Here is a 26,016-nt window from a genome sequence, read left to right as displayed (position 1 = left end):
AGTCGCCCAAGAGGGCGCACGTGGGTGGTCCCCGCGGCCCGCGCAGGACGCGGACCGCGGGGACCGGCGGTCAGTGCGAGAACGCCTGGAACTCGGCGGCCCTGACCTGATCACGGGCCGCGCTGGCCGTGCCGCAGTCGGTCGCCGAGTTGGGATCCTCGTCCTGCTCGCCCGCGTACAGCGGGTTGCCCGTGCACTGGGTGGTCAGCGCGCGGAACATCAGGTGGGTGGCGTCGGTCGCGGGCACGCGGAACGACTTGATGAGCAGGTCGGCTCCGCGGGGCCGGGGCAGCGCCGTGTCGAAGGCGTCGGACCGGCTGGTGTAGATCTTCCTGAACCGGGCCGGGTCCGCGCAGTCCCCGGAGCACGCCAGCACCTCGAACGAGCGCAGCGCCGAGAAGCGGTTCTGCCCGCCGGGATCGGCCGGGTCGTTGACGTTGGGCCTGAGCATGGCGCTCACCTGGACCCGGCGGACCTTGACGGGCCGGTCGCCCGCCAGGTCCACGGTCACCGACTTGCCGGCCGGGGCGCCGGTGAGCGAGGCCCAGTTCGTGGCCTCGGTCTCGTCGATGAGCCTGGCGTGGTTGACGCCGTCACCCGCGGCCGTGGCGCCCGCCGTGGCGGAGGCGTGGTTGCGGGTCAGGGGCAGCGGGAGCGGCAGGGTGACCCCCGGCGCCACCACGCCCTTGAGCCTGGTGTGCCCGAAGCCGTTGCCGGTGACCACGAAGTCGTACACGCCGGGCGTCATCTCGACGGTGTCGCCCAGTTCGGTGGCCGGGTCGGTGTCGGCGACCGGCACCACGCGGCCCTCGTAGTCGCCCACGTACAGCCGCAGCGCCGCGTCCCTGGCCTCGCCCAGCGGCTTCATCCTCAGCGAGCCGTTGCGGCCCTCCGGGTCGGCGAAGCTCGGCGTCGGGTCGGGGTCGTTGGGGCCGGTGCTGGCCGCCCCCTCGCCCAGGCCGTGCTCGGCGAACGCGCGCCACATGATGTCCTGGTTCCTGCCGCCGAAGCGGATGGCGTCCGCGGCGAGCAGCGCGTCGCGGTGGTCGACGTAGCTGACCGCGCCGGAGGCCATGAGCAGCAGCGCGTCGAACGAGAGCTGCGCCCAGCGCCGGTTGCCCGGGCACCTGTCCACCGGCCGCTTGCCGTCGGCGCACTCCCGCTGCTGCTTCGCGGTGCCGTCGCCGTACCGCTTGACGAACGCCGCGCGCACGTCGAACTGGGTGGCCGTCCAGATCTCGCCGTCGGCGTGCACCTGCTGGCCCACCAGGTCGTAGGCGATGTCGCTGTAGTTCAGCGGCGACTTGGACATGTCGTAGTTGCGGATGCCGCGTTCCTTGTCGCCGGTGACGTACCCGCCGGTCACGTACCGGGTGTCGCCCGCGGGGCGGAAGCCGTACTCGAACAGGTACTCCATGGCGAACAGGTCGGAGGTGCTCTCGTTCATGGCGCCCGCCTGGGCGCCGCTCCAGCCGGCGTTGGGGCCGCCGATCATGCGGCCGGAGATCGCGTGGCTGTACTCGTGCCCGATGACCGACATGTCGTAGTCGCCGTCGACGCACGGCGCGTAGAACGCGCCCGCGATCGGCTGCCACAGGTACATGTTGGTGATCGGCGCGACCCCGTCGGGGCCGGTGATCTGGTTGGCGTTGTCGCGCACGGTCAGGTCGCGGGCGCCGGCCTGGGCGTTGCCCAGCTCGGGGTCGCCGCCGAGCCCGCCGCGGTCGCCGTTGTCCTGCTGCATGTTCCACGCGGTCTCGGTGAAGCCGAGCCGGTAGGACCAGTCGTGCATGCGGTTGTGCTGCACGTGCAGGTTGGCGATGGCGGCCTCCAGGTCGGCCTCACCCGGCTGGTCGAACACGGCCGGGTTGCACCGGGCCTCGAACCAGGTGTTGCGCCACGGGTACTGGTAGTTCCGGCTCGGCGTGAGCACGTTGCTGCGGGTGCCGACCGTGAACGGGTCGCCGCTGGCGCGGTTCTCGTACGTGCGCGCGGCGTTGCCGATGCTGGTTCCGGTGGGCTGGCCGGTGGTGTGGTCCACGTCCCAGGCCCGGCCCGTCGCCGGGTCGCCGCCGGGGACGTAGTCGCAGCCGCGCTCGCCCTGGTGGCACCAGGTCTCGCGGGTGTCGCGGGTGGAGTAGTCCCCCGGCGGATTGGCCGGGAACACGTCCCACTTCGGGTTGTCCGGGTCCTGGTGGTGGTCGACGAGGTTCTCGCGGACCAGGACCTGGCCGCTGACCGCGTCCACGTGCGTGGTGTACGCGGCCGCCTCGCCGTCGCCGCCGCCGATCAGGACCACCTCGTAGGCGCTGTGCACGCCGTCGGGGGCCGGCACCGCGACCTTGGTGACCCGCTTGGTGACGGCGGTGACCAGGTCGACGCCGCCGTCCCTGGCGGCGATCTCCAGCGCCCGCTGCTCGTCGATCGCGGCGGCCGGCGGCGCGGCGGTCTCGCGCGACAGCGTCGAGGTGACGTGCCGTACGGCACCGTCGCGCACGCCGACGGCGACCATGCCGTCCACCCCGGCGGGCAGGTCGCCGAACCGCTGGCGCAGCAGCACGGCGTGGCCGTCGCCGATCGGGTTCACGGCGACCTTCTCCAGCGCGTCGACCGCCTCGGCGGACAGGCCGAACAGCCGCTCGTTGCTCTTGAGGTACGCGCGCGCGGCCTGCTCGGGGTCGGCGCCGAGGCCCTCGGCGAGCGGCTGGGCGGCGGTGACGACGGCCGGGGTGCCGAGAGCGTTCCATCGGACGGTGGCCTCGGGCGCGGCGGTCCGCGCGTTGGCCCCGACGGGCGGCGGGACCGTTCCCTGCCGGTTGTCGACGTCGGGCTTGCCGTGTTGCTCGGCCTGGAAGTCGTGGACGACGGGGTCGTTGCCGGCGGACGCGGTCTGCTCGCTCATGGCCGGCGTGGCGAGGGGCAGGACTAACGCCGCGGTGGCGGCTGCGATCACGGTGGTGCGTAACCAGGATGTGGTCGGCACGGTTGCCTCCTGTGGTGCCCGGGACGCGCGGTTTCACCCGCATCCGCAAGAGGTAGCACCGGCCGGATAGCCTGACAAGATCTTGTAAAGAGCAATTAAAGGGCGTATAAGCTGATGCACTCCCTATCTGGTCTTTTCTCGTGTCCACATGTGGACACGAGTCCTTTGTTGGCAGTTCTTCGTCTTGGAGAATGCCGGGGCTGTTGAGAGCCTGGGTTGAGTCGTTCCCGCAATCCCAGAGGCAGGTGGGTGAGTGGCGGAAACTCGCCTCGAGGGAGGCAACGACGGGGGCGCGGTCCGCATCGGCGCGACGGTACGGAGAGCCGTCAGAGCGTGGACCCCGGCCGTCCACGAGCTGCTGAGACACCTGGAGCGCGCCGGCTTCGACGGCGCGCCGCGCGTGCTCGGCGTCGACGACCGGGGGCGCGAGGTCCTCACCTTCCTCGAAGGCGAGACGCTGGGCACGTCCCAGGTCTGGCCGGAGTGGACCCGCACCGAGGACGCGCTGCGGCAGGTGGCCCGGTGGCTGCGCGACTACCACGAGGCCGTGGCCGGCTTCCGGCCCCCCGCCGACGCCGTCTGGCGCGGCGGCGGCCGCTGGCGGCCCGGCCTGATCATCGCGCACAACGACGCCAGCGCGTTCAACGCCGCCTGGCACGACGGCCGGCTGACCGGGTTCTTCGACTGGGACTTCGCCGGCCCGGTCCCGGTCGAGTCGGACGTGGCGTGGATGGCGCTGAGCTGGGTGCCGCTGCACTCGCGGCACGTGGCCGCCGCGGAGGGCTTCACCGCGTTCGACGCCAGGCCCAGGCGGCTGCGGCTGTTCCTGTCCGAGTACGGCTGGCGCGGCGACCCGCAGGTGATCGTCAAGGAGATCCAGGCGCGGATGACCGCCCGCGCGCTGGCCATCCGCCGCGGCGCCGCCGCGGGCGACATCCTCTACACCAAGCTGCTGAACCTCGGCACCGCCGACGACATGGACCGCGCCGTGCGCGAACTGAAGGACTTCAGCCCGGTCCGGTAACCGTCAGGCGCAGCGGCCGGCCATCCAGCGGCGGTACTGCCCCGGATAGTTGGTCATGACGCTGAGCGGGCGGAGCTTGAGTATGCTCTGCCAGCTGGTCACGTTGCCCTTCCAGCCGGGCGGCGGCTCGTCCCACGCGACGCTGTCGGTCCAGCGCGCGTGCGAACCCTTGAGCAGCGACGGGTGTCGCCGGGCCAGCTCACGCTGGATCCACGCGTCCCGCGAGTAGACCATGATCGGCTGGGCTTTCTGCCGCTTCAGGATCGGGCCGGAGATCTCCCGCCATCCGGCCGCGGCGTGCCTGCCGGCCAGGATGCGCCGGGCCTCCGCCTTGATCTCCAGCAACGCGACCGTCCGCGTCGACGCCGCGTACGCCAGCCACTCGCCCAGCGTGTAGACCCGCTCGCCCCGGTACGGGCCGCGCGCGATCCGCCGGCTCTTGAGGTTGCCGGGGCCGTTGCTCCACCACAGGTCGGTGATCGCACGCGGGCGGCCGGTCAGGCCGTTGGTCGTGGTGTTGTGCCACATGACGGCCTTGGTGCCGTTCCTGGTGAGCTGGACGTCGGCCTCGACGCCGTCGGAGCCCGCGCGCCGCAGGTCTCTGACGGCGCTGGGGTTGTTGGCCTGGCGGATGCGGTCCTTGCGGGTGGCGCCCGGGTCCTTGGGATAGCCGCCGTGGCCGAAGATCAGCGGACAGCGCCACCGTGGCGCCGCCGCCGCCGGGACCGTCGAGGCGGACGCGGCCAGGACGGCCACCACCGTCACCGCCACCCCGCTGTGCATCCATGTCATGAAGGCCCCCCCGGCCGAACACGTGCGCCCCCCGCGGAAAGAGGCTACGAGGTGCGCATTCGCACGATCAAGGCACCGCCGGACACGGCGTGGCGAGGTGCCACAATCAGGCGAAGCGCCGGTGATGCTCTGACAAGCTGGGGCCATGCGCCTGGCGACGTGGAACGTGAACTCGGTGAAGGCCCGGCTGCCGCGGCTGCTCGGCTGGCTGGCCGAGAAGGAGCCGGACGTCGTCTGCCTGCAGGAGACGAAGTGCCCGGCGGACGCCTTCCCCGCCGAGGAGGTGGCCGCGCTCGGGTACGCGACGGCCGCCCACGGCGACGGCCGGTGGAACGGGGTGGCGCTGCTGTCCCGGGTGGGGCTGGAGGAGGTGTCGGCCGGGTTCCCCGGCGAGCCGGGGTTCGACTCGGCGCGGGGCACGGTCACGGCCACGCCTGAACCCCGGGCCGTGGGCGCGACCTGCGGCGGGCTGCGGATGTGGTCGATCTACGCGCCCAACGGGCGGGCCCTCGGCTCCCCCCACTACGCCTACAAGCTGGCCTGGTTCGCCGCGTTCGGCGAGGCGGTGCGGGCCGAACTGCGGGCCGGGCGGGCGGTGGTGGCGTGCGGCGACTTCAACGTCGCGCCGACGGACGCGGACGTGTGGGACCCGGCCGTGTTCGCCGGGTCCACCCACGTGACGCCGGCCGAGCGGAAGGCGCTGGCCGGGCTGCGCGCGCTCGGACTCAGGGACGTGGTGCCCACGCCGATGAAGGGGCCGCACCCGTTCACGTACTGGGACTACCGGGCGGGCATGTTCCACAAGGACATGGGGATGCGCATCGACCTGGTGTACGCCGCCCCCGGCGTCGCCGATCGGGTGCGGTCGGCCTACGTGGACCGCGAGGCCCGCAAGGGCAAGGGGCCGTCGGATCACGCGCCCGTCGTGGTGGATCTGGCCTGAGCGGGCACCCGCACGCTTTCGAGGACGACGCCGCTGCGCGGCCGGGCGGGGACGCGCCGCAGCGAGATCGTCAGGTCCTGCGGCGGCACCGTGTACTCCAGGGCCGCCAGCCGCGCCGACAGGTCCTGCAGCAGCGCGACGGCGACCGCCTCGCCGGGGCAGCGGTGGCCGGTGTGCGGGTCGCCGCCGCCCTGCGGCACCAGGTCGTCGCGGCCGACGGTGGCGCCGGCGAACCGGCCGGGGTCGAAGCTGTAGGGGTCCTGCCACAGTTTCGCGTCGTGGTTCTGGCCGTACAGGTCGAGCAGGACGAGCGAGCCTTCCGGGATGACGGTGCCGCGCCACGTCAGGTCGGTCACGGCCCGCCCGCCGACGAACGGGGCGAACGGGTAGAAGCGCCTGACCTCCTGCGCGAACGCCTCGGCGTAGGCGTGGTCGCCGCCGCGCAGCGCCTGCCTGGTCTCCGGCCACCGGTGCAGCGCGTGACCGGCGAAGGCGACGAACCAGGCGACGGCGACGGTCGGGCGGATGAAGTTGAGCAGCTCGACCGCGGCGACCCGCGGCGGCAGCGGCTGCCCGCCTGCGTCGCGGTGCCGCTCGACCAGGTCCGCCGGTGATCCGGCGGGCAGGCTGACGGAGCCCGCGCGGGCGTCCTCGATCAGCCGGGTGAGCCACCGTTCACGGCGGCCCCTGGCACGCCTGGCCCGCCAGTGGCGCGGCCCGAGCGTGGCGAAGCCGTCGACCATGGCCACCATGTCCGCCGCGACCGCCTTCACGCCGGCCTCGGCCACGGGCACGCCCGCCCAGCGGCACACGCCCCTGGCGATGATCTCGGCGGCCTCGTCGAAGAGGACCACGGGCGAGCGTCCCGGCCAGGTCGCCACCGTCTCGTCCCAGGCGTCGCCGACGTGCCGGACCAGACGGCCGATGGAGTCGGGATCGGCCAGCACGGTCAGGAACAGGCCCTTGCGGGCCCGGTGGTCGGGGCCGTCGAGGGAGTGGACGCTGTCCTTGCCGACCAGGGTGCCCTTGATCGGCTCGGGGAGCGCGCCGTCCCGCCGCACGTGGCGCTCGTCGTAGAAGAACCGCACCGCCTCCGGCCCGCGCAGACCGGTGGCCCGGCTGCCCAGCACCCGGGTCACCACGTCGCCCCCGGCCTGCCGCCGCAGGTCCGGCAGCCAGGCGTAGCCTCGGGCGAGCAGGGCGGGCGTGCTGTCACGTAGGGAGAAGCCACCTAGGGAGAAGCCACTTAGGGAGAAGCGTCGTCTTGTCACCCGGGCGCACTGCCCGGGGCCACCCGGCCGAAACCGGCCCGGCGAGGAGGCCCGCGACCTCGGGCGTCGCCCGCGGCTGCGTGGGTAGCGGGACGGGACGACTCCCTGGGGAGGGAAGATGCGCTCGACGATCCCGCTCGGCCGGATCTACGGGATCCAGGTCGGGATGAACATCAGCGTGCTGGTCATCGTCGCGATCCTGGTGTTCGGGCTGGCCTTCGGCCGGTTCCCGCTCGCCTTCCCCGACCTGCCGGTCGCCGCCTACCTGGCGGCCGGGGTGGTGGCCGCGCTGCTGTTCATGGCCTCCCTGCTGGCGCACGAGGTGGCGCACGCGCTGATGGCCAGGCGGCACGGCATCGAGGTGGCACGGATCACGCTGTGGCTGCTCGGCGGGCTGGCGGAGCTGCGCGGCGAGCCCCGGAGCCCGCGCGCCGACCTGCAGATCGCGGTGGTGGGGCCGCTGACGAGCGTGGCGGCCGGTCTGGTGTTCGGGGCGGTGGCGGCGCTGGTCCAGGTGTTCGGAGGGCCGCCGCTCGTCGTGGGCCTGTTCGTCTACCTGGCCGCCGTGAACGTGCTGCTGGCCGTCTTCAACCTGATCCCGGCCGCGCCGCTGGACGGCGGCCGGGTGCTGCGCGCCGCGCTGTGGTGGCGGTGGGGCGACCGCGGCCGGGCCGCCGTCGCCGCCGCCCGCGCCGGGCGGGTGTTCGGGTACGCGCTGATCGCGATCGGCTTCACGCAGATCGTGTTCGGCGCCGGCTTCAACGGCCTCTGGCTGGCCCTGATCGGCCTGTTCCTGGTCAACGCCGCCAGCGCCGAGGAGCAGCAGGCGCGGCTCGGGTCCGCGCTGCGCGGGGTGCGGGTGAGCGACGTGATGTCCGCCGACCCGGTCGTGTCGCGTCCGGACGAGACCGTGGCCGGGCTGATCGAGGAGGTGGTGCTCAGCCGCCGCCTGTCCACGTACCCGCTGGTGGATCGGGACGGCGGCTTCGCGGGGCTGGTCACGCTCAACCGCGTCAGGCAGGTGCCGCCGCGGGCGCGGGCGGCCACCCGCCTGGCCGAGATCGCCTGCCCGCCCGGCGAGGTGCCCGCGGCCACGCCGGAGGAGCCGCTGATGGACCTGCTGCCCCGGATGGCGGGCTGCGCCGACGGGCGGGCCGTGGTGCTGGACCCCGGCGGCCGGCTGGTGGGCCTGCTGACGCCGACCGACGTCAGCCGCGTGATCCAGACCGCCGGCCTGCACTCCGTCGCGGATCCGTACCACGCGCCGGGCGGCGCCGACCTGGCCGTGCCGCCGCGCGACCACCGGGGTCGGGACGCCGCCTGACCTGGTTGTAGCGTGGTTCGACCACGCCGGGCCGGACGCGCCGTCCCGGGCCGCCGAAGGGGCCACCATGACCGTCAGCACCGCCGACCTGTACGACGAGCGCGGCGACGAGCTCGACTCGTGCGACCTGCAACTGCGCCAGTACGGAGGACGCCGCGCCTTTCACGGCCGGATCGCGACGGTGCGGTGCCACCAGGACAACGCCCTGGTCAAGGCGGCCCTGGCGGAGCCCGGCGAGGGGCGGGTGCTGGTGGTGGACGGCGGCGGGTCGGTGCGCACGGCGTTGATGGGCGACGTGATCGCGGGGTCCGCGGTGGCCGGAGGCTGGGCCGGGGTGGTGATCAACGGCGCGGTGCGCGACGTGGCGGCGCTGCGCGAGCTGGACCTGGGCGTCAAGGCGCTGGGCTCCAACCCGCGCAAGAGCGCCAAGGACGGCGCGGGCGAGCGTGACGTGCCGGTGTCGTTCGGCGGCGTCACCTTCCACCCGGGCGCCGAGCTGTGGAGCGACGACGACGGGATCCTGGTCACCCGGCTGCCGTGACGCCCCCGCGGCGCGGACGACAGCGGCTCGTGCGCCCCGTCCAGCGGGGCCCGACGCGGGGCCCGCGGGCCCCGCGGGCCCCGCGTAACCCCCGTGTTTTCAGTCCCCCTTCGCCTTGGCGTAGTCGGCGGCGCCGCCCGCGAAGTCGTAGACGAGCACCTGCTCGTCACCGACGACCCAGGCGTCGTGTCCGGGCGGGCAGACGAAGAGCTCTCCCGGGCCGACCTCCGTCTCCATGCCCTCGTCCATCTTGATGGCCAGCCGGCCGTGGACCACGAGCCCGTTGTGGTGCACCTGGCAGGACTCGGTGCCGGCGATCGGCTTGACCGACTCCGACCAGCGCCATCCCGGCTCGAACGTGGCCACGCCGAAGCTGAGGCCGCTCATCTCGAGCACCTCCAGATGTCCCATAGGGAAGTCGCGGCGCTCGTCCGGCTTGTCGAGACTCTTGACCTCGATCATGACGGTCCCCCCTCCGTCGCCTTCCAGTCTCCGCCTCGTCGCCGGGTCGCCACAAGGGGCGGACGCCCTGGTCAGCCGGCGAGCCGGGGCGGGAATCCGCCGGTCGAGATCGGGCCCCAGCGCTCGATGCGGACGCGGATGAGCGACTTGCCCTGGCGGTGCATGGCCGTGCGGTACTCGTCCCAGTCAGGGTGCTCGCCAGAGATGCACCGGAAGTACTCGACCAGCCCTTCCAGGGCCTCGGGCATGTCGAGCACCTCGGCGCGCCCGTCCACCTGGACGTACGGGCCGTCCCAGTCGTCGGACAGCACGCACACGGACACCCGGTCGTCGCGGCGGGCGTTGCGCGTCTTGGCCCGCTCCGGGTACGTGGAGATCACGATCCGGCCGTCACCGTCGACGCCGCAGGCGACGGGTGACAGCTGGGGGCGTCCGTCGGCCCGTGTCGTGGAGAGCAGTCCGTGGTGCCGGGGACGGAGGAAGTCGAGCAGTTCGGGACGTTCGACGCGGCGCGCCGTCGCGATCTTCGGAGCCATGCCGAACACTTTATGACGAGGCACGGGACCGCCGGACACCGTGGGCGGCACGGGCGGCGAACGGGAAATCCCGCCGGTCCGTTCTGACTCCGTGATGGAACAGATGCTTCTCCATCTCTTCCATGACGGCCTAAATTATCAATAAATTCGGGGAACGCGCGATTTTTGACCCGGGTCATCCCCCTTGTTCCAAGGAGCAATCATGCGTTCCCGCCTGCGTACGTGCGTGGCCGGCGCGGTCGCCGCCGCAGTGGCGCTCTCCACGGTCGCCGCCGCCGGACCGGCCCAAGCCCACCCTCGCAACGACAACGTTCGTAAGATCGTCAAGGCTGTCTCAGGCAAGAACGTCAAGAACCACCTCAGGGTGTTCCAGGCGATCGCCGACCGCTTCGACGGCACCCGCGTGTCGGGCACCAGAGGCTACGACGCCTCGCGCGACTACGTGTCCCTGCTGCTGCGCCTGGCCGGGTACAAGGTCACGGTCCAGCCGTTCGAGTTCCTCTTCGAGGGCTACCGGACGCCGCCCCTCCTCAAGCGCACCGCGCCGCAGGAGGAGACCTACAGCTACGGGTTCTTCAGCGACTACATCGCCATGGGCGACTCCCCGGCCGGCTCGGTCAGCGGACCGATCCAGCCGGTCGACCTGACGCTGCCGCCCGGCGCGCCCAACAGCTCCACCTCGGGCTGCGAGGCGAGCGACTTCGCGGGCTTCACCCCCGGCGGCATCGCGCTCATGCAGCGCGGCACGTGCAACTTCCGGGTCAAGGTGGAGAACGCGATCGCCGCGGGCGCGTCCGGCGCCATCGTGTTCAACGAGGGCCAGGAGGGCCGCACCGAGATCGACCTGAACCCGGTACTCGGCGGTCCCGGCATCACCATCCCCTCGTTCTTCACCAGCTTCGCCGTCGGCGAGGAGCTCGCGGCCGCCGGCACGTCCGTCACGATGAACTGGGACCCGATCTCCGAGACGCGGACCACGTACAACGTGATCGCGGAGAGCCGGAAGGGTGACCCGGGCAACGTCGTCATGCTCGGCGCGCACCTGGACAGCGTCCAGGAGGGCCCCGGCATCAACGACAACGGCTCGGGCAGCGCCGGCGTCCTGGAGGTCGCGCTCCAGATGGCCAAGCTGAAGCCGAAGAACAAGATGCGGTTCGCGTTCTGGGGGGCCGAGGAGTTCGGTCTGCTCGGCTCGGCGCACTACGTGGCCGGCCTCTCCGAGGAGGAGCGGGCCAAGATCGCTCTCTACCTGAACTTCGACATGATCGCCTCGACGAACTACACCTTCGGCATCTACGACGGTGACGGCGACGCCTTCGGCACCGCCGGGCCTCCCGGATCCGACCAGATCGAGGCGGACTTCGAGAAGTACTTCGCCGACCGCGGCGAGCCGTTCACCGCGACGGCCTTCACCGGCCGGTCGGACTACGGGCCGTTCATCGAGGTCGGCATCCCGTCCGGTGGCCTGTTCACCGGCGCCGAGGTGCTCAAGACCCCCGAGGAGGCCGCGATCTTCGGCGGCACGGCGGGCGTCCCGCTCGACCCGTGCTATCACCAGGCCTGCGACACGATCAAGAACATCAGTGACAAGGCGCTGGACGTGAACGCGGACGCGATCGCCACCCTGGCGGCCACGTACGCCTTCGACACCGGCGGGATCGACGGCGCGGGGACGGCGGCGAGCCAGGCGCGCGGTCAGGCCGCGCACCGGCACGGCCCCGCGGACTCGCTGAACTAGGCGATCCCACGCCCCTTCCGCGGCGCCCGCTCCCTCCGGGGGGCGGGCGTCCGGCTGTCCGCTCAGTCGAGCGGGGGCAGGTCGAGCAGGTCCATCAGGCGGCGCATCTGGGCCGGGACGTCGCGGAGGACGGCGGCGGCGCCCTCGGTGAAGGCGAGCAGCGCGCGCAGCCCCGCGACGTCGATGAAGCCCACGCCGCCGACGTCCACGACCAGGGGGTCGTCGAGGAGCCGCGCCCGTCTCAGCGCCGACAGCACCTGCGCGCGGTTGGTGACGTCGACGTCGCCCTCCAGCCGGACCAGGGCGCACCCCGGCGTCACGGTGCGGGTGACGCGGAGCAGGCCGTCGGTGTACAGCGGCTCTTCGGCAAGCGACTCTCCGGACAACGGCACCTGGGTATGCCGGACGTTCATCATCACCATCGTGACTCCCCGCGACGCGACCTCCGCCTCACACCATACCGGAAGAAGTTTTCGGTATAAAATGTTCCAGTGAGTAAAGATGAGCCGGGGAGGGTGGCGAGGGGATGAGCGATGTCGTCGACCGGAGATCCGGTTGGACGTTCCTGACCAATCACGCGCGCGTGCTGATCGCCGTGGCCGCCGATCCGCAGACGCGGCTCCGCGACATCGCCGCGACGATCGGCATCACCGAACGAGCCACCCAGGGGATCGTCTCCGACCTGGAGGAAGCCGGCTATCTGGAGCGGATCAGGATCGGGCGCCGCAACCGCTACCAGATCGACCCGAGCGCCGAGCTGCGCCACCACACCGAGGCCGGCATCCCGGTCCAGGCGCTGATCGACATGTTCCGGCACCGCGACCTGGGCGCCGGCCGGGCAGGCGACCCCGGCTGATCAGCGCCGCCCCGAGCCGCTGCGGCGCAGCGTGAGGACGGCCAGGTCGTCGCCGAAGTCGGCGCGGGTGAACGCGTGCAGGTCCGACAGCAGCGCGTCGGCCAGGCCCTGCGGAGGATGCCTGGCCCAGGCCCGCAGCCGGGCCTCCAGCGGGTAGAAGGCGCCGTCGGGGGCGCGCGCCTCGGTGACGCCGTCCGTGCAGAGCAGCATCTTGGCCTTCCGGGGGAACAGGAAACGCGCCGACGCGCGCGGCATGCTCCCCAGTCTGTCCAGTCTGCCCAGCCCGAGCGGGAGCTCCGGCTCGCCGAGGTCGACCTGCCACACCCGGGAGTCGGCGATGAGGTACGGCGGGATGTGCCCGCAGTTGACCGCCTCCGCCTCCGGCCCGTCGTCGATGTGGAGGACGAGAGCGGTGACGAACCGCTCGGGCTCGCCGGCGCGCCGCTCGCCCTCGTTGTACCTGGCCACCGCGGTCTCCAGCGCCTCCACCACGCCGATCAGGCTCTCCTCGCGATGGGCCGCCTCCCGGAACGCGCCCAGCAGCGCGATGGCCGCCCCGATCGCGTGCAGGCCCTTGCCCTGCACATCGGCGATCATCACCCGGGTCCCGTGATCGGTGTCGGCGACCTCGTACATGTCGCCGCCGACCGTGGAGTCCTCCTCCACCGGCTCGTAGGCCCCGTCGACCACCACGTGGGGGGTGCGCAGCGGCAGCGGGCGGACGAGCTGCCGCTGCAGCGCCGCCCCGGCCGAGCGCAGCCGGTGGACCTCCTGGTCGCGGGTGATCCGGTAGCGGCAGCCGAGCACGCTCCACACGCCGAACAGGGCGGCGAAGACCATCGCGCCCGCGTCGAGGCCGGCGCCCTCGCCCTCGGGGGACAGCGCCGCGCCCATCACCACCACCACCCACACCGACGCGACGGTGGTCTGCGCGACGCCGCCGACCCCGGAGATGATCGCGGGCAGGAAGATGAGCAGCGGCGCCAGCCGGTCGACGGCCCCGAGCAGCAGGCCGAGCCCGAGCACCGCCACGGTGACGACGATCAGCATGGCCGAGAACATCCACTGCGTCAGGTGGTTACTCTCGCGCCGCGGCCGCAGCGAACGTCTCACGCCTCCCCCGATGCCCCTAGCGCTCACCGGTCCCTTACCCCTCGTCCGGTCACGGAAGCATCGCGTGACGACCACGGTTGTCGTTGTCATGAAATTCCAGGTTTGACCGAGGATATATAGGTGCATCCTGCCTGTATGGGGGATTTCGGAGGATTTGTAGCTACCGGGGCCGGGCGGGCGGGCTAGCGACGTGCGGCGAGAGCCCCAGGCCGCCGCGGGCCCCGGCCGGGACGCGCGGTACCTCCATGGCCTCCTGCTGGACGCCGTCGACGCGAGCGGGGCGCACATCGGCGCCCTCTACCTGCTCGGCGAGGACGGCCAGGTGCTGTTCATGGAAGCCGAGCACGGATTCCCCGCCGCGATCGCCCGAGCCTGGTCCAGGGTCCGCCTCAGCGGGCCGGTCCCGGTCGCGGTGGCGGTGCGCGAACGACGCCTGGTCTGGCTGGCCGACCAGGAGGACCTGGCCCGCAGCTTCCCCGGCGCCGCGCTGGCGCTGCCGTACCACTTCGCGCTGGCGGCGGCGCCCGTCCACACCGGCGACGCCGACTGGGGCGGCCTGCTGCTGGCGTGGCCGTCGGGCCAGGCGGAGCTCACCGAGGAGCAGCGGCGGGTGATCGGGGAGACGTGCCGCGAGATGGGCACGGTGCTGCGCGAGGCCGCGCTGATCGGGCAGCCGGTGAAGGCGCACGCCCGGCCGCGCGTCGTCTCCCGCGCTCATGGGCGGCACCTCGACCCCGACGCCGGCCTGGCCGCCCTGGACTGCCTCAACGGGCTGCCCGAAGGCTATCTGGCGCTGGACCTGGAGGGCCGGATCACCTTCCTCACCGCACCGGCCGCCGAGCTGCTCGGCGAGTCGCCGTCCCGCCTGCTCGGCGAGCGCCCCTGGGAGGTGCTGCCGTGGCTGAAAACCCCCCAGTACGAGGACCGCTACCGGGCGGCGGTGATCAGCCAGGAGCCCGCCTCCTTCACCGCCCGGCGTCCCGGCGGGCAGCAGTGGCTGGCCTTCCAGCTCTATCCCGCTCCGCTCGGCCTCAGCGTCCGGATCACGCCCAGCACCATGGCGCGCGACCCCGGTCACCTCATGCCGGACCCGATGCCGCCCGGCGGCGGGACGGCGGACGCCACCACCCTGTACGGCATGCTGCAGCTGGCCACCACGCTCAGCCAGGCGGCCACCGTGCAGGAGGTCGTCGACCAGGTGGCCGACCACGTGCTGCCCTTCTTCAACGCGCAGTCCCTGTCCATCGTGACCATGGAGAGCGGCCGTATGATCCTGCTCGGCAGCCACGGCACGGTCCAGGCGAGCATCGAGAAGTTCAACGAGTGGTCGATGTCCGAGCCCGACGCCCCCAGCGCCCCCGGCGCCCCGGCCGAGCCCGTGTTCTACGCCACGCCCAGAGAACTGCGCGAGATCTATCCCCCGTCGGCCGACGACAACATCGCGGCCTGCGCGGTGCTGCCGCTCAACACGCCGGTGCGGACGCTCGGCACGCTCGTGATCGGCTACGAGCGCCCGCACCACTTCACCGCCGACGAGCGCGCCACCCTCACCTCGCTCGCCGGGCTGGTCGCGCAGGCGCTGGAACGGGCCACGCTCTACGACACCAAGCACCAGCTCGCGCAGAGCCTCCAGGCCGGCCTGCTCCCCCACCGCCTGCCACGGGTCGACGGGCTGGAGATGGCGTCCCGCTACGTGACCGCCACCCGCGGCATGGACATCGGCGGCGACTTCTACGACCTGATCCGGCTCGGTGACAGCTGCGCGGCCGCGGTCATCGGCGACGTGCAGGGCCACGACCCGACGGCGGCGGCGCTGATGGGGCAGGTGCGCACCGCGATCCACGCCTACGCCGCCTCGGGGGCCGCCCCCGGCCAGGTGCTCACGCACGCCAACCGGCTGCTCATCGACCTGACGCCGAACCGGTTCACCAGCTGTCTCTACATCAACCTCGACCTGAGCCGGGAGCTGCTGGACGTGGCCAGCGCCGGTCACCTGCCCGCGCTGCTGCACCACGACGGGGACGTCCGTCTGATCGAGCCGGCGCCGGGGCTCCTGCTGGGGATCGACCCGCACGCCGCGTACGAGGCGGCGCGGATGGCGCTGCCCCCCGGCGGCATGCTCGTGCTCTACACCGACGGGCTGGTCGAGGCGCCAGGCGTGACGCTCGACGACGGCATCGACGACCTGCGCCGGCGGCTGGGCCGCTTCGCCCGGCGGCCGCTGCAGGAGATCGCGGACGCCCTGCTGGAGCAGGCCCAGACCGCCGGCGAGCGCGACGACGACATCGCCCTGCTGCTGCTGCGCTCAGCCGGGTGACGGCCCGGGGTTCGCGGACGCCTCGGGGAATGCCTCGGGGAAGGCCTCGGCGCGGGCGGCGCGGCAGGACGGGTCCTCTTCCGCGACCCGTTCCAGCCGGGCCGACAGCAGGGCCGCCGTCTCCGCCAGCTGGGCCAGCCGGTCGGGTCCGAGCGCTTCGAGCACGGTGCGGCGGACGGAGTGCTCTCGCACCAGCCGGGCCCGCTCGCCGGCCTCGCGCCCCTCGGGGGTGAGCGTGATGTCCCAGCCCCGGGCGTCCTCGGCGCACGACTCGCGCCCGAGCAGGCCGCGCCTGGCCATCCGGCCCACCTGGTGGGACAGCCGGCTCTTCTCCCACTGCAGCACCCAGCGCAGCTCCAGGGCCCGCATCCGCCCGCCGGGGGCGGCGAGCAGCGCGTCGAGGATCCGGTAGTCGGCCTCGGACAGCCCGGTGGCCCGGGTCAGCTCGCGGGACAGGTGGGCGGCCAGCTGGTCGTGCGCGGTGCTGTAGGCCCGCCACGCGGCCAGCTCGGAGGCGGTCGTGGCTGTCATGCCGCCAGCCTATGCCACCGAGGTTGACATGTCATCTAAGCTCATTAAGGTTGACATATCTACCTATTGGAGGATGCGATGCCCGACTACGGCCACGACCTGCGTTTCGGGTCGTTCATCACCCCGCAGGCCGCCCGGCCCGAGCTCGCCGTCGAGCTGGCGCGGCTGAGCGAGGAGGCCGGCCTCGACCTGGTGACGTTCCAGGACCACCCGTACCAGCCGGCCTTCCTGGACACCTGGACGCTGCTGACCTGGGTGGCGGCGCGCACGGAGCGGATCCACCTGTCGGGCAACGTGCTCAACCTGCCGCTGCGCCCGCCCGCCGTGCTGGCCCGATCGGTGGCGAGCCTGGACCTGCTGTCGGGCGGCCGGGTGGAGCTGGGCCTGGGCGCGGGCGCGTTCTGGGACGCGGTGGAGGCGATGGGCGGCCGGCGACTGACCCCCGGGCAGGCGGTGGACGCGCTCAGCGAGGCCATCGACGTGATCCGCGGCGTGTGGGACGCCGGCGAGCGCCGCCCGCTCAAGGCCGGCGGCGCCTACCACCGGGTCGACGGCGCCAAGCGGGGGCCCGCGCCGGCCCACGACGTGCCGATCTGGCTCGGCGCGTACAAGCCGAGGATGCTGCGGCTGATCGGCGAGAAGGCGGACGGCTGGTTGCCCAGCCTCGGCTACGCCACGCCGGAGGACATCACCGCGGGCAACAAGATCATCGATGAGGCGGCGGCCAGGGCGGGCCGCGACCCCCGGGAGATCCGCCGCCTGCTCAACCTCATGGACGAGTTCGCCGGCGGCCCCACCGGGGAGTGGGTGGAGCGGTTACTGCCGTTGGTCGTCGAGGACGGGATCAGCACGTTCATCCTCGCCGGGGACGACCCCGCGGCCGTCGAGCGGCTCGGCCGGGAGCTGGCGCCCGCGCTGCGCGAGGCCGTCGCCGCAGAACGCGCCGCGCGCCGCGCCGCCACCGGCCCCGCGCGGCCGCCCCGAGCGCTCTCACTGCGCCGTCCCGGCATCGACTACGACGCGCTGCCCGCCTCGCTGGCGGACCGCGCCGTCGAGCCCGGCGACCGCGAGTACGAGCGCGTGCGCTCCAGCTACGTGTGGCCCGGCTCCCCCGGCCTGGTGCTCCGCCCCGCCACGGCCGCGCAGGTGGCCGAGGCGGTCGTGTACGCGCGCGGCCAGGACGTGCCGCTGGCCGTGCGCAGCGGCGGCCACGGCATCAGCGGGCGGTCCACCAACGACGGCGGGATCGTCGTCGACGTCGGCGCGCTCGACGCGGTCGAGGTGCTCGACCGCGGGCGCGGGCTGGTGCGCGTCGGCGCCGGCGCCCGCTGGGGCGACGTGGCGCAGGCCCTCACCCCGCACGGGCTGGCGATCAGCTCGGGCGACTACGGCGACGTCGGCGTGGGCGGGCTGGCCACGGCCGGCGGGCAGGGGTTCCTGGCCCGCTCCTACGGGCTCACGCTCGACCACGTGGTGGCCGCCGACGTGGTGCTGGCCGACGGCCGGATCGTGCGGGCGGACGCCGAGCACCACCCGGACCTGTTCTGGGGGCTGCGCGGCGCCGGCGGCAGCCTGGGCGTCGTCACCTCGTTCGACATCGAGGCGGCCGAGCTGACCGACGTGGTGTTCGCCGTCTTCGTGCACGACGCCTCCGACACGGCCGCGTACCTGGAGAGCTGGGGGCGCGCGGTGGAGGCGAGCCCGCGCAGGCTGACCCCGTTCACCACGATCTTCCCGGGCGGCCCGGGTCAGGGCCCGGTCGCCCAGACGCTCGCCGTGTGGGCCGGCGACGACACGGACGAGGCGGTGGCGGCGCTGGAGCCGTTCCTGGGGGTGGCGCCGGTGGTGCGGCAGGAGGCGCAGCTCGCCCCGTACGCGGCGATCGTCGCGCCGCACCGCAACCGGCACACCGGGCAGGCCGGCCACCTGCACGGCCATTCCGCGCTGGTGGACCACCTCGACGCGGACACCGCAGGACGGCTCGCGGAGATGTTCGGCGACGGGCTGCTCGTCATGCTCCAGGTGCGCTCGGTCGGCGGCGCGGTCAACGACGTCGACCCCGCCGCCACCGCCTACGCCCACCGCACCCAGAACTTCTCGATCACCGGCATGATCCCCCCGGACGTGGCGGAGCGCGCGGAGCGGGAGTGGGACGGGCTGGGCGTGACGGCCGCCTACCTCAGCTTCGAGCCGCACTTCGACGACAAGCTGCTGACCAGGGCGTTCCCGCCGCCGACGCTGGAGCGGCTGCGGCGGGTCAAGGCGGCCTACGACCCGGGCAACGTCTTCCGGCACAACTTCCCGATCACCCCCGCCTGAGCTACCAGGCGACGTGCAGGGAGGTCAGCCCGTAGACGATGTGCTGACTGCGGAAGGCCGGGGCCGGCTCCGCCTCCCTGAGCGCGGGGAAGCGCCCCAGCAGCGCCGGGAGCGCGATGCGCAGCTCCATCCGGGCCAGCGGCGCGCCCAGGCAGTGATGGACGCCGTGCCCGAAGGCCAGATGGCCGGGCTCGCCCCTCGACAGGTCCAGGCGGCCGGGATCGTCCACCAGGTGCGGGTCGTGGTTGCCGGCGGGCAGGGCGCACACCACCAGCTCGCCCGGCCCGATCCGCTGCCCGGCGATCTCCACCTCGGCGCCGGTCACCTTGAACGTGCCGGAGTGGACGATGCTCAGCCAGCGCAGCAGCTCCTCGACCGCGGCCTCCACCAGGCCCGGCTCCTCGCGCAGCAGGGCGAGCTGGCCGGGGTGGCGCAGCAGGGCGAGAGTGCCCAGCGCGAGCATGTTGGAGGTGGTCTCGTGCCCCGCGAGCAGCAGCAGCCCGCCGATGCCGGTCAGCTCGTCGGCGGACAGGTCGTCGCCGTGCTCGCGCACCAGGGTGCCGATCAGCTCCTCGCCGGGATCGGCCTGCTGACGGGCGACCAGCTCGGCCATGTACGCGCGCGACTCCAGCTGGAGCCGGACCGCCTCGTCGGGCGGGGTGCGCATGTCGAGCATGCGCCCGGTGCGCCGCTGGAAGTCCTCCCGGTCCTCGTACGGGACCCCGAGCAGCTCGCAGATGACCAGCGACGGGACCGGCAGCGCGAACGCGCTCACCAGGTCGGCGGGCGGGCCGGCCGCCTCCATGGCGTCCAGGTGCTCGCCGACGATGCGGGCGACGCGCGGCTCCAGGCGGCGCATCCGGCGGACGGTGAACTCGGCCGCCAGGGCGCGGCGCACCCGGGTGTGGTCGGGCGGGTTCAGCTGGAGCAGGTTGCCGGCGCGCAGGACGGCGAGCTGCTCCTCGGTCAGCTCCGGCGCGCCCGGCAGCTGCGCCAGGCCGCGCATGGCGATCGGGAAGCGCTCGGCGTCTCCCAGCACCTCGCGGATGTCGGCGTGGCGGGTGACCATCCAGGCGTCGACGCCGAACGGGGTGGCGACCCGGCTGACCCGCTCCGCGCGCAGGGCGGACAGCTCGGGCGCCGGGCCGAAACCGTTCCTGCGCATCCACATCGGCAACTGCGGCGACTCGCTCACTCGACCCCCTGAGGTGAGAACCGTCAGGTCTCCACTGTGAGCGATGCCGTGCCGACCCGCCAGGGGCTCAGGCGTCCTGCGGGACGATCACCCGCCAGGCGGCTCGGCGGACCGTCCAGGCGCGGTGCGTCGCCGGCGGGAAGAGCTCGCCGTCGGCGTTGGCCGGGACCGGCTCGCCCTCCACGGTGACGCCCCGGCCCCTGACCGTGACCACGTCGGCGCGCTCCGGATGCCTGCCGCGACGCAGCAGGACGCCGAAGGACAGCCGGGCCAGCGGCGAGACCGCGTACGAGATCACCACGTCGGCCAGGCCGTCGTCGGGGCGGGCGTGCGGCGCGAGCGGGGTGCCGCCGCCGATCGAGACGCCGTTGCCGATCCCCACCATGAGCACCCGCCGCCGCCCGTCGGTGACCGGCTCGCCGTCCACCTTCACCCGCAGCCGCCACCCCTTGCTGCGCACCCCCGCCACCAGCGCGCCCACCGCGTACGCGGCCCGGCGCAGCAGCGGCTTGAGCACGACCGCGTGCTCGGAGGCGTGCGCGCCGACGCCGACGTGCACGGCGTTCACCACGATGCCGCCCTCGTCGTCCACCAGCAGGTCCAGCGTCCGCTCCCGGCCGCCGGCCAGGGCGCGGGCCGCCTCCCGCGGATCGAGCGGGATACCCAGGGCGCGGGCCAGGTCGTTGCCGGTGCCCAGCGGCACCAGCCCGATCGGGCGCTCGGCCAGCTCTCCTCTGGCCAGCAGCGCCGCCACCACGGCGTGAACGGTCCCGTCGCCGCCCAGCACGACCGGGACGCGCGCGGGATGGTCGGCCAGGGCGCGTTCCATGTCGCCCGGCCGCTCGACGTCGAAGGTCACCACGTCCCCCGACAACTCCTCCAGCACCGTCGCGCGCGCCGTCTCGTCGACCCCGCCGGCCGCCGCGTTGCCGATCACCAGGAACCCGTGCTCCGCCATGGCCGATGAGGTGCCCGGGTACGCCGGGATCTAACCGTTCCTAGCCTCCGGCTGGGTACTTCGCGAGCACCTTGCCCGTCGGATCGGCGGCCAGGTAGCCCGTCGCGTGGTACTCGTCGGAGACGTAGACCCGGATCGAGCCGCTCTCGTAGAAGGCGGCGTCGATGATGACGTAGCGGGTCGTGGGCTTCTTGATGCCGAGCTCCCTGTCGGCCCTGCGGATCAGGCCGGGGAGCGCGTTCCAGTTGTAGGCCCGCAGGTTCACGGTGGGCTTGGTGACGGTGCCGCCGGGGCCGTCCTTGGTGGCCACGCCGCCCCGGTAGGTGTAACGGTCGTAGACCGCCTTGCGGCCCTTGACCGGGGCGCCGGCGATCGCGTACGTCGGATAGACGACCAGGTCGACGACCTCGGTGCCGCCCATGACCGGCCGCAGGTCGGCGACCAGGCGGCGCATCCCCGCCGGGGTGAGCAGGTCGGCGGGCTCCTCCGCCGGCTCCTGAGTCTCCTCCGGGGCCGCCTCCCGGGTCTTCTCCGAGGTGGTCTCCGGGGTGGTCTCCGGGGTCGTCTCCGGGGTCCTCCCGGAGACGGGCGGCGCGCTCGTCCGGTCGTTCGTGGACGGGGCCGCGGTGACGCCGCGCTGGAACGCCGGCAGCGCCCACACCACGGCCGCCGCCACCGAGACCGCCGCCACGCCGAGGACGATCGGCGTCGTCACTCCCCTGCGGCGGCCCGACCGGCGGCCGTGCGGCGGCGCGGTGTTCCAGGACGCCACCTGCGGGCCCGAAGGATGCCCGCCGCCGGGACCGTACGCGGGAGAACCGGCGTACCCGGGCCCGCCCTGGGAGCCCGGGTACGGCCCGGACGGCGGGCCTTGCCCCGGCAGACCAGGCGGACCCGGGAACGGACCGTGGAGCGGCGTGCCGGCGTGGGACGAGCCCGCATGGGACGGGCCCGCATGAGACGGACCGGAATGAGACGGACCGGAATGAGACGGACCGGAATGAGACGGACCGGAATGAGACGGACCGTGGAGCGGGGGGCCGGGATGGGGCGGGTGGGGGCCGGAGTGGGGTGCCGGTCCCGGGTCGTGGGCCGCGGCGGCGAGCATGCGGTCCAGCGTGCCGGGGTCCGGTCTGGCCGCCGGGTCGCGGTTGAGCAGCGCGAACAGCACCGGCGCCAGCGCGCCCGCCCGCTCCGGCGGCGGCACCTCCTGGTTGAGCACCGCGGCCAGGGTGGCCAGCGGCGTGGCCCGCCGCAGCGGGTGACGGCCCTCCACTGCCACGTACAGGAGCATGCCGAGCGACCACAGGTCGGAGGCCGGGTCGCCCTCGTGGCCGTTGATGCGCTCGGGCGCCATGTACTCGGGCGAGCCGATGAACGAGCCGGTCGCGGTCAGCCCCGGCGACTCCTGCACGGCGGCGATGCCGAAGTCGGTGAGCACCCAGCGACCGTCCGGGCGGAGCAGGACGTTGCCGGGCTTGACGTCACGGTGCAGGATGCCGACAGCGTGCGCGGCGCGTAACGCGGACAGCACCTCCCGCCCCAGCCGGGCCGCCTCGGCCGGGGACAGCGGCCCGTCGGACAGCCGGTCCTGGAGGGTCCCCCCGGTCACCAGCTCCATGACCAGCCAGGGGAAGGCGTCCTGGCCGGTGTCGACGATGTGGTGGATGGTGACGACGTGCGGGTGGTTGAGCCGGGCCAGTGCCCGCGCCTCGCGCAGCACCCTGGCGCGCAGCTCACGGGCCTGGGCCGGGTCGTGCTCCCCCAGGGCGGGATCGGGCGGCCGCACCTCCTTGAGCGCGACCTCCCGGTGCAGCGCCTGGTCCCAGGCCCGCCACACCAGCCCCATGCCGCCGCCGCCGAGCCGCGCCACGAGCTCGAAGCGGCCGTCGATCACCCGGTTCGCCATGCGCAGCAGCGTAGGGCCTCGGCGGGCGCGGCACCGCGCACCCGGCACGTGACTTGCCGCTCTGACGTCCTGGCCGGCGGGTGTCAGGAGCCGTCCCGGCCGTCCCGTCATGGCGGCCGGGCTCCGGCGGGCGGGTTACGGCTCGACGGCCGTGGTGCTGGGTCGCCGCTCCGGGGTGGCGGACCGGCCGCCGACGCACACCGAGGCGGTGCCGGAGGACCGCTCGACGAGTCTCCTGATGCCCAGCTCGTCGAGCATCGGCCAGTTCGGCGACCAGCCAGGGCCGACGTGGCGCTTGACGCAGCGCTCGTCCTCGGCGGTCGCCGGGCCGCCTGCCAGCAGCACTCCGGCGGCGGCGGTGATGACTGCGATCATGGCGCGCTTGTGCATGGATCCCCCCTGCGAACGGTGATCTGATCATCCGATCCGATCACTACCCTGCGCGAGGGATCGACTACGTAATGGTTGGACCCGTTGACCTTTACTCGGGGTTCCTGCGGACGATCTCCGCGTTCAGCACCGTGGCGAAGGCCGTCCACGACGCGTACGGGACCAGGAGCAGCCCCGCGGTGCGGTCGGCGCGCAGGGCCTTGCGCACGAGCAGCAGGTTGGCGGCGTTGAGCGCGACGATCTCGGCGAGCGCCAGCCGCGGCGAGCGGCGGCCGAAGAAGAGCGCCGGCCAGGCGGCGTTCAGCGTCAGGTTGGCCGCCAGCGTGCGGCCGAGCCCGCCGCGCCCGTCACCCGCCCGGTCCAGCGCGCGGGCGCTGCCGTAGGCGATGAGCGCGTACAGCGGGTTCCACACCAGAGGGAAGGCGACCGGCGGCGGCTGCCACGGGGGCTTGTCGAGCTTCTGGAACCAGGGCATCCCGGATCGGGTGGCGGCGGCGCCCAGAGCGGCCGCCGCGGCGGTCCCGAGCGTCGTGGCCAGCAGGGTCTTCTTCATGCCTCTGCCCTGCCCTCTCCGCGCGGCCGCTCACCCCCGGCGTGACACGCCAACGGGGGCGGTCCCGTCCGCGAGGGCCGGACCAGGAGCGCGACGCGACCGCCGATCACCCGGCGCGCGACGCGCTCCGGCGAAAGCCCGTTGTCTTTTGGCGTAGTTTGCACGGCTTTGAATAGAGCTCGGGACGCAGGGTAGCGGCAGGCGCTCTGGACGACACAAGCCCTTTGGAGGGCATCGATGACCGAGTATCCAGCCGGAACCTCCCCCCAACCGCCCCGCGGACAGCAGGAGGGAACGTTCCAGCAAGGCAAGGAGGCGGCCCGCGAGGTGGCCGCGACGGCACGGGAGCAGACGGGGGTTGTCGCTGGAGAGGCCCGCGAGCAGACCCGCCAGGCCGTCGAGCAGATCCGTGAACAGGCCAGGGCGCAGGCCAGGCACCAGAGCGAGCGGGCCGCGCAGGGCATCCGCCAGTGGGCGGACGAGCTGGCCGCGATGAACGACGGCGCCAAGCCGGACTCGCAGGTGGCCGGGGTGGTGCGGCAGGTCGCCGACGGTGGACGGCGAGCGGCCGACTACCTGGAGCAGAACGGCCTCGCCGGAGTGGTGAGCGAGGTGCAGGACTTCGCCCGTCGCAAGCCGGCGGTGTTCCTGGCCGGGGCGCTGGCCGCCGGGTTCCTGGTGGGCCGGATCGCCAAGGCCACCAGCGGCCCGCAGCACGACGAGCGGCGCTCTCCTGACCCGGCGCCGAACGCGTTCACCGGCGGCACGTACCCCGCGGGTCCCACCCCGTACGCCGAGCCCGGCTCCACGACCTATACCGAGCCGGGTCCGACGACCTACGCCGAGCCCGGCTCAGCGCCGTACACCGCGCCGGGCTCCGCGGGATCCGTGCCCTACACCGAGCCGGGCGCTCCCGGAACCGGGTCGTACGGCGGGCCTGACCCGGAGGGCAGCGGGGATCCGACCCGGCCGGTGACCCCTCCCGGCTCCGCGACCCCGCCACCGCCCGGCCGGGCCGGTGACCTGCCATGACCACCCCCGACCAGGAACAGCAGTCGCTCGGCCAGCTCGTCGCCGAAATAGGCGAGGACGTCTCCAAACTGTTCCGCCAGGAAGTGGAGCTGGCCAAGGCTGAGATCCGCCAGGAGGCGGTCAAGGCCGGCAAGGCGGCGGGGATGCTCGGCGGCGCCGGGTTCGCCGGCTACATGGTGGCCCTGCTGCTGACGCTGGCCGTGATGTTCGGCCTGGGCAACGTCATGGACCTGGGCTGGGCGGCGCTGATCGTCGCGGCGATCTGGGCGGCGGCCGGAGCGGCGCTGTTCGTGTCCGGACGTGCCCGCCTGCGCCGGGTGAACCCGAAGCCGGAGCAGACCATCGAAACCCTCAAGGAGGACGCGGCATGGGCACGCGACCTGAGGAAGTGAGAAGCCAGATCGCCGTCACCCGGGCCGAGCTCGCCGCCGACGTCGACCGGCTGGCGGACCGTACCAGCCCGAAGCGGATCGTGCGACGCCGGACCGACCGCGCGCGCGACGCAGCCCGTACGACATGGGAGCGCATCATGGGAACCTCGTCCCGCACCACCGACCAGATCCGCCACGGCGCGGCGCAGACGGCGGGCACCGTCTCGCACGGCGCGCACCAGGCGGGCGAGGCCGTCAGGGAGGGCGCGGAGCAGGCCGCGGTCGCGGTACGCCAGGGCGCCGAGCACGCGGCGGGCGCCGTGCGGGCGGCTCCCGAGCAGGCGATGCGCGGCACGCAGGGCAACCCGCTGGCCGCCGGTCTGATCGCGTTCGGCGTCGGGCTGCTGGCGGCCGCGCTCATCCCCCGCACCGAGGCGGAGCAGCGAGCCGGCGAGCAGCTCAAGGAGCAGGCCGGAGACCTGGTGGAGCCGGTCAAGGAGAGCGTGCGCGAGTCGGCCGCGAGCCTCGGCCAGGACGTCAAGGACGCCGCCGGGCAGGCGGCCCGGCAGGTGCGCGAGTCGGCCTCGGACGCGGCCAGGACGACCACGGATCACGCCGGCGACCAGGTCCGGCACGTGAGCGACCGTCACTGACCCCAGCGGAGGGCTCCCTGTCGGGAGCCCTCCGCTCTCACACCCGTCCCCCGGGAACGGGAACAGATCCCGGCGAAGCCTTCCCGACCGGACATCCACGAGCCTCCCTTCCCATCCCGCCGCCGGAACGGATCCCGGTGGGCGCGGGGCTGAAAGTTGCATCGCTTTTCCTGCCGTCCGCGCAGGTCACGGTCTTTCGGGGAGG

General features: G+C 73.5%; 24 protein-coding genes. 11 read left to right on the top strand and 13 right to left on the bottom strand.

The genetic code is table 11. The features are described from left to right. Nucleotides 1-70: 70 nt before the first annotated feature. Entirely contained in the window at nucleotides 71-2,983 is a 2,913-nt protein-coding gene (locus ACQEUU_RS13735) for a M36 family metallopeptidase (RefSeq protein ID WP_433065193.1), read from the bottom strand. 253 nt (nucleotides 2,984-3,236) lie between these two features. On the opposite strand from ACQEUU_RS13735, the gene ACQEUU_RS13730 reads away from it, so the two are divergent. Continuing rightward, the gene (locus tag ACQEUU_RS13730) at nucleotides 3,237-4,007 is read left to right on the top strand and encodes a phosphotransferase (protein ID WP_433065191.1); all 771 of its coding nucleotides are present in this window, start codon (nucleotides 3,237-3,239) and stop codon (nucleotides 4,005-4,007) included. A 3-nt stretch (nucleotides 4,008-4,010) separates the two neighbouring features. Here the strand turns inward: ACQEUU_RS13730 and ACQEUU_RS13725 are convergent, their stop codons facing one another. Next, complete coding sequence (locus ACQEUU_RS13725; RefSeq protein WP_433065188.1) at nucleotides 4,011-4,799, bottom strand: glycerophosphodiester phosphodiesterase; 789 nt, start codon at nucleotides 4,797-4,799, stop codon at nucleotides 4,011-4,013. Between the two features lie 145 nt (nucleotides 4,800-4,944). On the opposite strand from ACQEUU_RS13725, the gene ACQEUU_RS13720 reads away from it, so the two are divergent. After that, nucleotides 4,945-5,742 carry an exodeoxyribonuclease III gene (locus tag ACQEUU_RS13720; RefSeq protein WP_433065185.1) on the top strand — a complete coding sequence of 266 codons (798 nt, stop codon included), beginning with the start codon at nucleotides 4,945-4,947 and terminating at the stop codon, nucleotides 5,740-5,742. Here the strand turns inward: ACQEUU_RS13720 and ACQEUU_RS13715 are convergent. Continuing rightward, complete coding sequence (locus ACQEUU_RS13715) at nucleotides 5,712-7,013, bottom strand: cytochrome P450 (RefSeq protein WP_433065183.1); 1,302 nt, start codon at nucleotides 7,011-7,013, stop codon at nucleotides 5,712-5,714. The genes ACQEUU_RS13720 and ACQEUU_RS13715 overlap by 31 nt on opposite strands. Nucleotides 7,014-7,131: 118 nt before the next feature. Between ACQEUU_RS13715 and ACQEUU_RS13710 the strand changes: the two genes are divergently transcribed. Beyond that, nucleotides 7,132-8,337 (top strand): site-2 protease family protein, encoded by a 1,206-nt coding sequence (locus ACQEUU_RS13710; RefSeq protein WP_433065180.1) that lies wholly within the window; start codon nucleotides 7,132-7,134, stop codon nucleotides 8,335-8,337. A gap of 67 nt (nucleotides 8,338-8,404) precedes the next feature. Beyond that, nucleotides 8,405-8,878: a ribonuclease E activity regulator RraA gene (rraA, locus tag ACQEUU_RS13705; protein WP_433065177.1), complete on the top strand. Its 474-nt coding sequence runs from the start codon at nucleotides 8,405-8,407 to the stop codon at nucleotides 8,876-8,878. Nucleotides 8,879-8,977: 99 nt separating this feature from the next. Here rraA and ACQEUU_RS13700 read toward each other — a convergent pair whose 3' ends face one another. Next, nucleotides 8,978-9,340 carry a cupin domain-containing protein gene (locus tag ACQEUU_RS13700; RefSeq protein WP_433065174.1) on the bottom strand — a complete coding sequence of 121 codons (363 nt, stop codon included), beginning with the start codon at nucleotides 9,338-9,340 and terminating at the stop codon, nucleotides 8,978-8,980. 71 nt (nucleotides 9,341-9,411) lie between these two features. Continuing rightward, nucleotides 9,412-9,876 (bottom strand): PPOX class F420-dependent oxidoreductase, encoded by a 465-nt coding sequence (locus tag ACQEUU_RS13695; protein WP_433065172.1) that lies wholly within the window; start codon nucleotides 9,874-9,876, stop codon nucleotides 9,412-9,414. A gap of 202 nt (nucleotides 9,877-10,078) precedes the next feature. On the opposite strand from ACQEUU_RS13695, the gene ACQEUU_RS13690 reads away from it, so the two are divergent. Next, the gene (locus ACQEUU_RS13690; RefSeq protein WP_433065170.1) at nucleotides 10,079-11,614 is read left to right on the top strand and encodes a M28 family metallopeptidase; all 1,536 of its coding nucleotides are present in this window, start codon (nucleotides 10,079-10,081) and stop codon (nucleotides 11,612-11,614) included. A 62-nt stretch (nucleotides 11,615-11,676) separates the two neighbouring features. On the opposite strand, the gene ACQEUU_RS13685 is transcribed toward ACQEUU_RS13690, so the two are convergent. Then, nucleotides 11,677-12,027: an STAS domain-containing protein gene (locus tag ACQEUU_RS13685; RefSeq protein ID WP_433065167.1), complete on the bottom strand. Its 351-nt coding sequence runs from the start codon at nucleotides 12,025-12,027 to the stop codon at nucleotides 11,677-11,679. Between the two features lie 113 nt (nucleotides 12,028-12,140). On the opposite strand from ACQEUU_RS13685, the gene ACQEUU_RS13680 reads away from it, so the two are divergent. Then, nucleotides 12,141-12,470, top strand: coding sequence for a helix-turn-helix transcriptional regulator (locus tag ACQEUU_RS13680; RefSeq protein ID WP_433065164.1), 330 nt, complete (start codon nucleotides 12,141-12,143; stop codon nucleotides 12,468-12,470). On the opposite strand, the gene ACQEUU_RS13675 is transcribed toward ACQEUU_RS13680, so the two are convergent. Beyond that, complete coding sequence (locus tag ACQEUU_RS13675; protein WP_433065161.1) at nucleotides 12,471-13,583, bottom strand: PP2C family protein-serine/threonine phosphatase; 1,113 nt, start codon at nucleotides 13,581-13,583, stop codon at nucleotides 12,471-12,473. Between the two features lie 190 nt (nucleotides 13,584-13,773). Here ACQEUU_RS13675 and ACQEUU_RS13670 point away from each other — a divergent pair, with 190 nt between their 5' ends. After that, complete coding sequence (locus tag ACQEUU_RS13670; RefSeq protein ID WP_433065159.1) at nucleotides 13,774-15,900, top strand: SpoIIE family protein phosphatase; 2,127 nt, start codon at nucleotides 13,774-13,776, stop codon at nucleotides 15,898-15,900. Here ACQEUU_RS13670 and ACQEUU_RS13665 read toward each other — a convergent pair. After that, nucleotides 15,889-16,431, bottom strand: coding sequence for a MarR family winged helix-turn-helix transcriptional regulator (locus ACQEUU_RS13665; protein WP_433065156.1), 543 nt, complete (start codon nucleotides 16,429-16,431; stop codon nucleotides 15,889-15,891). The two genes, ACQEUU_RS13670 and ACQEUU_RS13665, sit on opposite strands and share 12 nt — an antisense overlap. A 78-nt stretch (nucleotides 16,432-16,509) precedes the next feature. Here ACQEUU_RS13665 and ACQEUU_RS13660 point away from each other — a divergent pair, with 78 nt between their 5' ends. Further along, a complete protein-coding gene (locus ACQEUU_RS13660; protein ID WP_433065154.1) occupies nucleotides 16,510-18,750 on the top strand; it encodes an LLM class flavin-dependent oxidoreductase in 2,241 nt (746 codons plus the stop codon). A gap of 1 nt (nucleotide 18,751) precedes the next feature. Here the strand turns inward: ACQEUU_RS13660 and ACQEUU_RS13655 are convergent, their stop codons facing one another. The 5 genes from ACQEUU_RS13655 to ACQEUU_RS13635 form a co-directional block, all read right to left on the bottom strand. After that, nucleotides 18,752-19,945, bottom strand: coding sequence for a cytochrome P450 (locus tag ACQEUU_RS13655; protein WP_433065151.1), 1,194 nt, complete (start codon nucleotides 19,943-19,945; stop codon nucleotides 18,752-18,754). A 67-nt stretch (nucleotides 19,946-20,012) separates the two neighbouring features. Beyond that, nucleotides 20,013-20,903 carry a diacylglycerol/lipid kinase family protein gene (locus tag ACQEUU_RS13650; protein WP_433065148.1) on the bottom strand — a complete coding sequence of 297 codons (891 nt, stop codon included), beginning with the start codon at nucleotides 20,901-20,903 and terminating at the stop codon, nucleotides 20,013-20,015. Nucleotides 20,904-20,943: 40 nt separating this feature from the next. Further along, nucleotides 20,944-22,812, bottom strand: coding sequence for a serine/threonine-protein kinase (locus ACQEUU_RS13645; protein ID WP_433065146.1), 1,869 nt, complete (start codon nucleotides 22,810-22,812; stop codon nucleotides 20,944-20,946). A gap of 135 nt (nucleotides 22,813-22,947) precedes the next feature. After that, nucleotides 22,948-23,187, bottom strand: coding sequence for a hypothetical protein (locus tag ACQEUU_RS13640; RefSeq protein WP_433065143.1), 240 nt, complete (start codon nucleotides 23,185-23,187; stop codon nucleotides 22,948-22,950). 106 nt (nucleotides 23,188-23,293) lie between these two features. After that, nucleotides 23,294-23,755 carry a TspO/MBR family protein gene (locus tag ACQEUU_RS13635; protein ID WP_433065140.1) on the bottom strand — a complete coding sequence of 154 codons (462 nt, stop codon included), beginning with the start codon at nucleotides 23,753-23,755 and terminating at the stop codon, nucleotides 23,294-23,296. A 237-nt stretch (nucleotides 23,756-23,992) separates the two neighbouring features. Here ACQEUU_RS13635 and ACQEUU_RS13630 point away from each other — a divergent pair, with 237 nt between their 5' ends. Genes ACQEUU_RS13630 through ACQEUU_RS13620 form a run of 3 tightly spaced genes read left to right on the top strand, consistent with a single transcriptional unit; the run spans nucleotide 23,993 to nucleotide 25,811 of the window. Further along, nucleotides 23,993-24,787, top strand: a complete 795-nt coding sequence (locus ACQEUU_RS13630) for a hypothetical protein (protein WP_433065137.1) — start codon at nucleotides 23,993-23,995, stop codon at nucleotides 24,785-24,787. After that, complete coding sequence (locus tag ACQEUU_RS13625) at nucleotides 24,784-25,179, top strand: phage holin family protein (RefSeq protein ID WP_433065134.1); 396 nt, start codon at nucleotides 24,784-24,786, stop codon at nucleotides 25,177-25,179. Before ACQEUU_RS13630 ends, ACQEUU_RS13625 begins: the two co-directional genes overlap by 4 nt. Beyond that, nucleotides 25,155-25,811, top strand: coding sequence for a DUF3618 domain-containing protein (locus ACQEUU_RS13620; RefSeq protein WP_433065131.1), 657 nt, complete (start codon nucleotides 25,155-25,157; stop codon nucleotides 25,809-25,811). Before ACQEUU_RS13625 ends, ACQEUU_RS13620 begins: the two co-directional genes overlap by 25 nt. The last annotated feature ends 205 nt before the right edge of the window (nucleotides 25,812-26,016 follow it).

The organism is Nonomuraea sp. CA-218870 (assembly GCF_050936535.1).
Classification (GTDB): Bacteria; Actinomycetota; Actinomycetes; order Streptosporangiales; family Streptosporangiaceae; genus Nonomuraea; species Nonomuraea corallina.
The sequence above is the reverse complement of the archived record's forward strand: the minus strand, read 5'-3'. Positions and strand labels throughout refer to the sequence as shown.